Here is a 10,222-nt window from a genome sequence, read left to right as displayed (position 1 = left end):
CCCAAAATTTAATGCCAAATGTGCAGTTAACAGCCATAAAGCTAGAACTTGTTAGAAAAGCATTAGATAAACCAATTATTATCACCTCTGGATATCGCTGTCCTGCATTAAATGCAAGAGTAGGCGGAGTCTCAACAAGCGCTCATACTAAGGGCTTAGCGGTTGATTTTCGTTCATCATATGGTACCCCTAAAGAAATATGTCAAAGATTGATTGATGCTGGTGTTCAATTCGACAAACTTATCCAAGAGCATAATCAATGGGTACACATAGGTTTTAGTCCTACAAATAATCGTCAAATAGTATTCACTGCTGTTAAGCAGGGCGGTAAAACTATTTATAAGAGCGGTTTGCTATGAGTAAAGAAAAGTTATTAAGCATAGCATTACTTATTGTCGGTTTTGTTTTCTCTATTTATTTTGGCTACAACAATTATCAGGAAAAAAAGCGGTTAAAAGAAGCCAATGCCGAGCTAACTAATCAAATTAACCAGCTAGAGCAAACCATATCTAGAAACAACCAAATCATCGCAGATAACGAATTATCAAAACGTGAACTAGAAAATCAATCACTAGAACGGCAGGAGCAAATTAATGAGCAACTCAAAGATAATGATTGCGCTAAGCAGTTTGTGCCTATGCCTGTTTCTGCAAGCTTGTACAACCGAGCGAAAGGCATACGTGAATCGACCGATACCACCCAATCTATTAAGTGACTGCTTACCAAATTTACCACCTAATCCCATGACTTTTGGTGATAGCTTTCGATATAACGAGCATTTATTAAATGTCATTGAGAAGTGTAATGCAGATAAAAGGGCAATAAGGGAGATTAGCAATGCAAAATAAAAATGGTTGGGATGGACTTTAATTTTGGAGAGTTGGAATAGTGGCAATATTTAAACGCGTTTCAAAAGAATACATTCAAATGAATTATACCCATTATGCATTAGCATATGGTATTTACCCGATTTATATTGGTAAATTAGAGCATGAATCACCAACGGTTGAGGTAAGGAATTGGTTTCCAGTGTGGGGATTAACATTACTCGATTATATAGTTCAGTCTTCATTATCATTCTTTGGCAAAGAAAATATATTCATGTTTAAAATAACCAGTGAAATAAAAAAAAGAAAATTTAAAGAAACACATCAAAAACAAGAATAAATAACTATTCACTTTTACTGCATAAAGTATAAAAATTTACGAACAGTTATAAAAAATAACCGCATATTTAATCAAACCGCTTAATTGCGGTTTTTTATGTTTAAATGGATCTAATAATGAACTTTAAATCACTCTTAATTCAAATCAGCCCTATTACCATTTTAATAGTTAGTGTTCTAACTCAGAATGAACAATTATTAAATATTTATATTGCTCTTATTTGGTTGATAAGTATGTTTTCTTTAATTGTGTTGCCTTGTCTGGTATGGGCTTTGATTGATGATACGCGCAAAACACCCTCTCAAACGCTTGAAAAAATCAAAACAGCATTAATAAAAAATAAGTTTAACAAATCAATTAGTTTGCTAATAAATGTAGCATCGTTGGTTTTAATTGCATATTCAGGTTGGATTGTTACAGCGATATTCTATGCTACATCAATACTATTATCTAATTTGTTATTAAAATTAATAAATGAAATTATTAACAATCATTAAATTTTATCTAGTAATCTGAGGTATTTTGCTCGCAATTCTAAATATGCTATAGCCCATTTCGGTATCTCTCTATTATTCCAATTGCTAATTTGCCGAGTTGATATACCGGTGATTCTCGATAGTTCAGCTCGTGTTAGTTGGGCATCTTTTAATAAATTGTTCAAAAAAAGTTTATTATCATCTTGCATACTAGAAATAATTACTATATATTGTGGGTGTTAATTCTTATTTTATATTGGGAGAGTATAAATGGCAACTCCTTTATCAGGGATAGAGACAATTAGAGAGGTTAGAAAAAGTCAAAATAAAACTTTGTTGGCATTTTCAACTGGTAAAGATGCTATTGCCGCATGGCTTGCTATTCGCGAACATTTTGATAAGGTGGTCCCGTATTATTTATATTTAGTGCCAGAACTTGAGTTTGTTGAAGAATCGCTTTCATATTATGAAAAGTTTTTTGGCGTGAAAATCACTAGATTACCCCACCCATCATTGCATCGTTGGTTAAATAATTTTGTATTTCAAGCTCCACAAAATTGTCTATGTATAGAGCAAGCTAGATTGCCTAATTTTGATTATGTCCATGTTCAGCAAGCAATGGTAAAAATGCATGAATTGCCAAAAGATACATTAGTAGCCGATGGTGTCCGTGCAGCAGACAGTCCGATGCGACGAGTGGCAATAAAAACTCATGGCACAATAAGTTACAAGCAATTTAAATATCACCCTATTTGGGATTGGCGTAAGAAAGATTTAATTGACTGCTTCAATAAGCATAATATTAAGTTACCCGTTGATTATAAAATATTCGGCAGATCATTCGATGGCTTAGACCTAAGGTTCTTAATGCCACTCAAAAAGCATTTACCGAATGACTACAAAAAAATACTTGAGTGGTTCCCATTGGCGGAACTAGAGGTATTTAGATATGAGAGGTCACTAAATGGCTAGGTTAACGCCCGAAGAAAAAGCCGCTTTAAAAGAGCAAGCAAGGATAAAGGCTAGGGACTTAAAAGCTGACAGGGCTAATAAAAAACTAAAAACACCCAAGCTTTATAATATCCCTCAGCAAACTGGTAACCCAGAGATTGACTCAAAAGCAGATTTAGATGAAGTGCAGGCATCATTTAGAGAGCGCATTAAAACCGAAAATAGTAGATTCCAAAACACAACTGATAGTGAATATTGGTTTGCTATGTGCTTTCAGTCAAGAGAGCAAAAAGACGCTTTTTTAAGAGCAATGGATTTATTCTTGATTGGTGATAAATACCTTGATGGTGTTGAAGTCGCAAAACAATTAGGAATAGATATACCAGAGGCTAATATCAAATATTTGCCTGACGGTAAGGTAGATAAAGACTTTGCTAAATTCGTAGCTTAAGTTATTTTTATTAATTACAACCGCCTTGATTGGCGGTTTTTTCGTTTATGGAGGTTCATATTATGCGTGGCTTTTATGATTATGATTCAAAAGTAGGTCGTAGAGCAGAAAAATCAGCTAAAGCTAGATTATCAGGCTCTTAGTAATGGGTAGTGTTGTATACAGAGCTAAAGGGTTTAAAGTTCCTAGTAGTAAGGATTACTTTGTCCCAATTCCTCGTGGTTTAGCTCCTAACAATTCAAAGCCTGTTAGATATAGCCGACGCTCACAACCAGCATCACATGCTAGAGCGTCAGCATCTTAATTCAAGCCCTTAATGGGCTTTTAAAAAACAAACCCCATGAAAGAGGATTTTTATGTCGTTATGCGGGGCAAAAACCCGCAATGGCGGGATATGTAAAAGAAGTCCATTAGCTGGCAAAACTAGATGTAGGCTACATGGGGGAGCGAGCAAAAATGGTGGCGCTCCCAAAAATAATAAAAATGCTGTCAAGGCTGGAAACATATACTCTCAGTATTTCACAGATGAAGAAAAACTGTTATCAGCAGAGCTTGAGCTGGGTTCGTTAGATGATGAACTTAGATTAACTAAAATCCGCTTAATGAGAGCATTAAAAGCTGAAGCAGAACAGCAAGAGCAAATAGAGCAACTTGAACTTGAGGCTTATTCAGAATCTCCAACATTACTTGGAGGAATTCCAGATTACGAAGAATTAGTTACAGTAAAACAATTTAGGCGCAGAGATTACGGGGCAATCATCGACAGATTAACAGCGAGAATCGAGTCACTGGAAACAAGAAGGGCTTCACTTGTTCAGATGTCACTAGATGCAGAAAGGAAGAAACTTGAAAACAAAGAGCTTTCGGACACGCTTGCAAGCATTGCTAAAGATGAGCCTATAACTGAAATGGAGGTGATAATTGCTAGGTCGGAAAATACAGGTGACAATGACGGAGCCTCAGGTTGAATTTTTTAATCTTGCTTGTAAATACCCAGCGTTTGTTGGCGGGTTTGGTACTGGTAAAACAGAAACGCTTGCCATCTCAGCTTTTCGTGATGCAAGAACTTCAAGCGATGCGCTAATAGCTTTATATGAGCCAACCTATGACCTCATCAGATTAATTTTAGCTCCACGAATGGAGGATAAACTCAGTGAGTATGGTGTTAGGTATAAATATAATAAATCTGAAAACATTATTTACACATCTTCAAGCGGTATTGGTGATTTCGTATTAAGAACTTTAGATAATCCTGCTCGCATTATCGGTTATGAATCATACAGGGCGCATGTTGATGAAATAGATACGCTCAAAAAACTGAAGGCGCAAGAAGCGTGGGTTAAAATAATTGCTCGTAACAGACAAAAGCCAAGAGGGATTTTAAACCCATTTAACAGAGTTAGCGCATACACTACTCCAGAGGGTTTTAACTTCGTTTATGAAAAATGGAAAAAAAGCCCAGAGGATGGCTATGAAATGGTTCAAGCTTCTACCTTGTCTAATCCATTTTTACCCAGTGATTATGTCGATTCATTAGAAAAATCATATCCACCACAACTTATTAATGCTTATATCGATGGTCAATTCGTAAACCTTAAAACAGGGACGATTTATCATCAATTTAACCGCAAATTAAATCACTCCGATGAGGAAATGACGGATAAAGATACCCTTTACATCGGAATGGACTTTAACGTGGGTAAAATGGCAGGTATTGTTCATATCAAACGGAATGGACAGCCTATCGCAGTCGATGAGCTTATTAATATTTATGATACCCCTGCAATCATCAACGCAATCAAAGAGCGGTACTGGAAGTATAGCGGTGGCGACTACATCAAAAGCCGTGAAATCTATATTTATCCTGATGCTTCGGGTGATTCAAGAAAAACGGTTAAAGCCAGCAAAACCGATATTGCACAACTAAGAGAGGCTGGATTTACAGTTATTGTTAACGCTTCAAACCCGCCAGTTAAAGACCGCATAAACTCAATGAATGCAATGTTTTTAAATGCAGAGGGTGAAAGGCGTTATCTCGTGAATACAAATAAGTGCAAGCGTTATACAGAATGCCTTGAAGAGCAAGCGTGGGCTGATAATGGTGAACCCGATAAAGGTTCAGACAACGATCACCCTAATGATGCCGCGGGATATTTTATTATTAAAGATTATCCAATTGTTAAACCAAGTGGAAAAGTAACCCAACTAAGGATTTAAAATTATGTCAGATATTTCAACTCCTAACCTCGATTATAATGACATGATAGAGGCATGGGACATTAACGATGCGTTAATGGGGGGAACGTTACACATGAGAACGTTAGGACAATCATTTTTACCGCAGTGGGTTAATGAAGATAACGATTCATACAAAAAGCGTTTACAAACAGCCACTTTATTGCCTGCGTACGAGGAAACAATCAAACAAAATATAGGGCGCGTATTTGCTTCACCAATTAAATTAAGTGATACCGTGCCTAACAAGATAGCCGAGTTTCTGAAAGACATTGACTTAGAGGGCACTTGCTTAGATGTTTGGGCGCAACAGTTTTTTAGTTTAGCTATGCAATATGGTATAGCTCACGCTTTGGTTGATTATCCGCGAATTAATAAAGAAATTAAGACTAAAGCTGATGAGAATGAAATAGGAGCGCGTCCGTATGTTGTTATGCTTAATCCTCGTCAAATAATTGGATGGAAATCTAAAAATGTTGGCGGGAAAGTTATTTTAACCGAACTCAGAATCAAAGAAACTATTGTTGCGGATAAAGATGACTATAGCCAAACAAAAGTGGAACAAATACGCCATCTCGAAATAGGCAGAGTAACAATTTGGCAGAAAGACAAGGATAAAGACACATGGTTGATTGCAGACCAGTGGGAAACATCATCCAATAAAATATCATTAGTCACGTTATACACGAAAAAAATTGGATTTATGAAAGGCACTCCGCCACTGCTTAATCTTGCTTTGTTGAACATCAAACACTGGCAAAGTCAAAGCGAACAAGACAATATCCTGCATGTCGCACGGGTGCCAATCCTTACTGCCTTCGGGCTTGAAGATGGAGCAGAATTAACCATTGGAAGCTCATGCGCAACAAAATTCAGTGACAGAGGTACGCAAGGGCTTGAGTATGTCGAACACTCTGGTAGTTCAGTTAACGCTGGGAAGGAATCGCTCGTTGATTTGGTTGAACAAATGCGCTTAGCAGGCGCTAAATTACTTCGAGACCAAAACACATCTACGAAATCAATTGATCAAACTCAAGAAGAGAAGATGCAGTCTAATTCGCCGTTATTCACAATGGCGTCATCTCTTGAAGATTCACTAGATAACATTTTGGATGTGATGGCTGAGTGGGTTGGCTTAAAAACTGGTGGTAACGTTGATGTAGTCACTGAAGTTGAGTTGGCAAGAAAAACTATTGACGCAAGCGGGGCGTTAGCTGTTCAGGCGCTGAGACAATCGGGCGATATTCGATATGTTGACGCTGTAGTTGCTTATCAACGATTGGGGCTTATCGACCCAGATATAGAACCAGAAGATGTCATTCAAGAGTTGAAAGATTCAGACCCTCAATTTGTCGGGTGATTTATGACAATCAATAACAAGCTTCGTGATGAAGCCATATATCATCGCATTAATCTTGTCGGTTATGAAAATAATCTAATCAAAGAATCACTAAAACTTCTTAATATTGTCGATAAAGAGCTTAGCGCTCAACTTTATATTGCCTTAGATGATTTATCAGCAAGCGATTTTAAAATATCACGACTTGAAATAATGCTTAATAGTGTCAAGTCTCTAAGCTCATTTTCTGATTACCTATTTGGTGAATTAGGTGCATTTTGTGAGTATGAAAGCAATTATCAATATTCACTTTTTGAATCGTTATTACCTGATATTGTTGCTTCTAAATATCCGTTAATGCAGGTTGCGCCTAATCAATTATTTTCAGCGGTAAAATCTAAACCATTTCAAGGGCGTTTATTATCTGAATGGGTTAGCAACATTGAAGATGACAGACTTAAACGCGTTACAAATGCTGTGCGAACTGGATATGCAACAGGTGAAACAACCGAACAAATTATTAAAAGAGTTAGGGGCACAAAAAAGAACAGGTATAAAGATGGTGTTTTAGAAATTAGCAAAAGAAATGCATCATCATTAATTCATTCTGCTATAGCCCACACTGCCGCCACTTCTCGTGATGAATTCAGTAAAGCCAATAATGAGTTAATCAAAGGTAAGCAGTGGCTGTCTACTCTTGATACTAGTACCACTCCAATGTGCATTATTCGTGATTTAAAGCGGTATACGCTCGATAATCAACCGATTGGGCATAATATTCCCTACGGCGATGGACCCGGTAAATTACATTTTTGCTGTCGATCTGTTGAGACGTTTATCCTTAAAAGCTACAGAGAGTTGGGGATTGATATTGATGAAGTGCCGACTGGCACAAGAGCATCAATGGATGGTCAGGTTCCAGCTAAAACTTCTTATTTAGAATGGCTACAGTCACAACCTAAAGAGAGGCAAGAACAAGTATTGGGGGTTGAAAGAGCAAGATTATTACGAGAGGGAGTTATTGAGGCTGAGAAGTTTTTTACTCGTGATGGTCATGTGTTAACGCTCAAAGAATTAAAAGCCCAAGAACAAATTAACTAATTTTTATTACAAGGTCGCTATATGCGACCTTTTTATTTTCTGCTGCCAAGCGGATGCAAAGCAGTGTAACGGTTGGAAAACCACTAAATAGTCGGAAGACGGAGAACTTATGAAATTAAAAACAATTGATGTTAATGGTACAACTTATGCGGTTATTGAGAACGGTAATCCAGTCTACGTGCATGATGACGGTAAAGAGATTCCGTTCGATGCAGTCGCATCACTCAACAAAATTTCATCTTTAAATAGCGAAGCGAAGGCGCACCGTGAAGCTAAAGAAAAATTTGAAACAGAGTTGAAGAAGTTTGCAAACATCACTGATCCTGAAAAGGCGATCGAGGCATTGGGAATTGTTACCAAGTTAGATCAAAAAAAATTAATTGATGCTGGCGAGGTGGATAAGGTTAAGGCGGAAATCACTAAGGTTTATCAAACGCAAATCGAACAAGCGGAATCTAAGAATAGAGAGCTTCAGTCACAACTTTATAACGAAATGATAGGCGGGCGATTCAATAGCTCCAAATTCATTAAGGATAAAGTTGCCATCCCCGCTGATTTTGTGCAGTCACGATTTGGAACATCTTTCAAAATTGAGGATGGCAAGGTCGTTGCATATGATCAATCTGGGAATAAAATTTATTCGCGCTCTAAACCGGGCGAGATAGCTGAATTTGATGAAGCGTTAGAGTTCTTGATTGATAACTACCCTCAAAAAGACCACATCCTAAAAGCTTCGGGAAATCAAGGTGGTGGTGCTTCACAAACACAACACCAAATGGGTCAAAAAACAATTAAACGATCGGCTTTCGACGCTTTAAGTCCTTTGGATAGACAAGCGACATTGAGAGACGGCGTCACTATTACTGATTAATGGAGAATTATATAAATGGCTAACACTTTAACAGGTCTTATCCCTACACTTTACACCGCGCTTGATACGGTATCCCGTGAACAAGTTGGTTTTATTCCTGCTGTTGCTCGCAATGCAAAAGCCGACCAAGCTGCAAAAGGGCAAACAGTTTCAGCGCCCGTTACTTCTGCTGCAAGTTTGGTTGATATTGCGCCTGCGGCAACGGCTCCGAACGACGGCGATCAAGCGATTGGTGCCGTTGATGTTGTTATTACAAAATCAAAAATGGCTCCAATCAAATGGAATGGCGAGGAACAACTTGCGGTTGGTCCTACAGGTCAATATAACACCATTTTAGCCGATCAGTTTGCACAAGGTTTTCGTGCGTTGTGCAATGAAGTTGAGTCGGATTTGGGTGGGTTGTTTTATGGTGCTTCACGAGCAACAGGCGTAGCAGGCGTTACACCATTTGGAATTAAAGAGGATTTAACCGATTTTGCAAATGCTCGTAAAATTCTTGAAGAGAACGGGGCTCCAACATCAAGTTTGCAAATGGTATTAGGATCTGATGCGGTCGCTAATGTTCGTGGCAAGCAATCGGTATTATTTAAAGTAAATGAAGCAGGTTCCGAATCTCTACTTCGTGAAGGCGTTATCGGACGAGTTGAGGGCTTTAATCTTCATACATCCGCAGGGGTTAAGCGTGTTGCTTCAAGTGGCGCTACGGGGTACTTAGTTAATGGTGAGAAAAAAGAGGGTGATCGCATTATCACAATCGATACAGGTACAGGTGTATTCAAAGCCGGTGATATTGTGACATTCGCTGGTGATATGAATAAATACGTTGTAGCCGCTGCAACAGCAACTACCATTACTATTGCCGAACCTGGTTTGCGTCAAGATTTAGCTGACAACACGGCGATTACCGTTGGCGGTAATTACGTTGCCAACATGGCGTTTGATCGCAATGCGATTTTATTAGCTTGTCGTACTCCTGCAATGCCAGAAGGAGGTGATACAGCCGATGATGTGATTAATATCACTGATCCTGTTTCAGGTATCACCTTCCAAGTTGCCTTATATCGTCAATATCGTCAAGTTCGTTACGAAATTGGTCTCGCATGGGGCGTGAAGGAAGTAGCTCCTCGTCATGCGGCGATTATTTTGGGTTAATAACAGGGGCTTTACGCCCCATTTAGGAGAAACAAATGGCTAAAAAACCTGTAGTTAATAATAAAAAAGAAAAAAAAGTTGATTTAGAAGGGCAACAAGAACTTAACCCATCAAACCCAGATGAGTTAAAAGAAAATGATGAATCACAAATTGAAAGTGAAATGGAAAAGCAGAAGCAAGAGCAAGAGGCTAAGGATGCACAAGAAAAGGCAGATGCAGAAGCGAAAGCCGAACAGGAGCGTTTAGAGCAGATACGTATCGAAAACGAGCTAAAACAACAAGAATTAGCTAAACAAAAAGCTGAGCAAGATCGTCTTGAAAAAGAACGCCGACAAGCAGAAGAAGCTTCGCGCAAAGAAAAGGAAAAACAGAAAAAAACTGTCACAATGTTAAATCCTGACTCTGAACCTAAAGAAGCCGAAGTTCACCCTGATATGATTAAGTGTTGGGAGCAAGAGGGATGGAAAGTTAAATAGGTG

Annotated in this window: 15 protein-coding genes; 14 read left to right on the top strand and 1 reads right to left on the bottom strand. The window is 38.2% G+C overall.

Features of this window, described 5'->3' with window-relative positions; all coding sequences use genetic code 11:
• The 4 genes from J3U18_RS07750 to J3U18_RS07735 form a co-directional block, all read left to right on the top strand.
• On the top strand, nucleotides 1-359 hold a 359-nt coding region (locus J3U18_RS07750), incomplete at its 5' end, for a D-Ala-D-Ala carboxypeptidase family metallohydrolase (protein ID WP_267353513.1).
• Nucleotides 356-715 (top strand): hypothetical protein, encoded by a 360-nt coding sequence (locus J3U18_RS07745; protein WP_267353511.1) that lies wholly within the window; start codon nucleotides 356-358, stop codon nucleotides 713-715. The genes J3U18_RS07750 and J3U18_RS07745, both read left to right, overlap by 4 nt.
• A 173-nt stretch (nucleotides 716-888) precedes the next feature.
• Nucleotides 889-1,167, top strand: a complete 279-nt coding sequence (locus J3U18_RS07740) for a hypothetical protein (RefSeq protein WP_267353509.1) — start codon at nucleotides 889-891, stop codon at nucleotides 1,165-1,167.
• A gap of 116 nt (nucleotides 1,168-1,283) precedes the next feature.
• Nucleotides 1,284-1,664, top strand: a complete 381-nt coding sequence (locus J3U18_RS07735; RefSeq protein ID WP_267353508.1) for a hypothetical protein — start codon at nucleotides 1,284-1,286, stop codon at nucleotides 1,662-1,664.
• Here the strand turns inward: J3U18_RS07735 and J3U18_RS11925 are convergent.
• On the bottom strand, nucleotides 1,661-1,852 hold the full coding sequence (locus tag J3U18_RS11925; protein ID WP_416380392.1) for a helix-turn-helix domain-containing protein: 192 nt from the start codon (nucleotides 1,850-1,852) through the stop codon (nucleotides 1,661-1,663). The genes J3U18_RS07735 and J3U18_RS11925 overlap by 4 nt on opposite strands.
• A 61-nt stretch (nucleotides 1,853-1,913) precedes the next feature.
• Here J3U18_RS11925 and J3U18_RS07730 point away from each other — a divergent pair, with 61 nt between their 5' ends.
• From J3U18_RS07730 to J3U18_RS07685, 10 genes are all read left to right on the top strand, one after another.
• Nucleotides 1,914-2,615 (top strand): phosphoadenosine phosphosulfate reductase family protein, encoded by a 702-nt coding sequence (locus J3U18_RS07730; RefSeq protein WP_267353506.1) that lies wholly within the window; start codon nucleotides 1,914-1,916, stop codon nucleotides 2,613-2,615.
• Nucleotides 2,608-3,045 (top strand): hypothetical protein, encoded by a 438-nt coding sequence (locus J3U18_RS07725; protein WP_267353504.1) that lies wholly within the window; start codon nucleotides 2,608-2,610, stop codon nucleotides 3,043-3,045. The genes J3U18_RS07730 and J3U18_RS07725 overlap by 8 nt, the downstream gene beginning before the upstream one ends.
• Before the next feature lie 145 nt (nucleotides 3,046-3,190).
• Nucleotides 3,191-3,349 (top strand): hypothetical protein, encoded by a 159-nt coding sequence (locus J3U18_RS07720; protein WP_267353502.1) that lies wholly within the window; start codon nucleotides 3,191-3,193, stop codon nucleotides 3,347-3,349.
• 52 nt (nucleotides 3,350-3,401) lie between these two features.
• Nucleotides 3,402-4,013, top strand: coding sequence for an HGGxSTG domain-containing protein (locus J3U18_RS07715; RefSeq protein WP_267353500.1), 612 nt, complete (start codon nucleotides 3,402-3,404; stop codon nucleotides 4,011-4,013).
• Nucleotides 3,994-5,262: a terminase large subunit domain-containing protein gene (locus tag J3U18_RS07710; protein ID WP_267353499.1), complete on the top strand. Its 1,269-nt coding sequence runs from the start codon at nucleotides 3,994-3,996 to the stop codon at nucleotides 5,260-5,262. The genes J3U18_RS07715 and J3U18_RS07710 overlap by 20 nt, the downstream gene beginning before the upstream one ends.
• Before the next feature lie 4 nt (nucleotides 5,263-5,266).
• Nucleotides 5,267-6,640 (top strand): DUF4055 domain-containing protein, encoded by a 1,374-nt coding sequence (locus J3U18_RS07705; RefSeq protein WP_416380391.1) that lies wholly within the window; start codon nucleotides 5,267-5,269, stop codon nucleotides 6,638-6,640.
• A gap of 3 nt (nucleotides 6,641-6,643) precedes the next feature.
• The gene (locus J3U18_RS07700; protein ID WP_267353495.1) at nucleotides 6,644-7,720 is read left to right on the top strand and encodes a hypothetical protein; all 1,077 of its coding nucleotides are present in this window, start codon (nucleotides 6,644-6,646) and stop codon (nucleotides 7,718-7,720) included.
• 109 nt (nucleotides 7,721-7,829) lie between these two features.
• A complete protein-coding gene (locus J3U18_RS07695; RefSeq protein ID WP_267353494.1) occupies nucleotides 7,830-8,591 on the top strand; it encodes a DUF6651 domain-containing protein in 762 nt (253 codons plus the stop codon).
• 15 nt (nucleotides 8,592-8,606) lie between these two features.
• A complete protein-coding gene (locus J3U18_RS07690; RefSeq protein ID WP_267353492.1) occupies nucleotides 8,607-9,743 on the top strand; it encodes a P22 phage major capsid protein family protein in 1,137 nt (378 codons plus the stop codon).
• Between the two features lie 35 nt (nucleotides 9,744-9,778).
• Entirely contained in the window at nucleotides 9,779-10,219 is a 441-nt protein-coding gene (locus J3U18_RS07685) for a hypothetical protein (protein WP_267353490.1), read from the top strand.
• The last annotated feature ends 3 nt before the right edge of the window (nucleotides 10,220-10,222 follow it).

Origin of the sequence: Gilliamella sp. B3482 (assembly GCF_026536805.1) — a bacterium.
Classification (GTDB): domain Bacteria; phylum Pseudomonadota; class Gammaproteobacteria; order Enterobacterales; family Orbaceae; genus Gilliamella; species Gilliamella apicola_E.
Note: the sequence above shows the minus strand (reverse complement) of the source record. Positions and strands in the feature narration are given on the sequence as shown.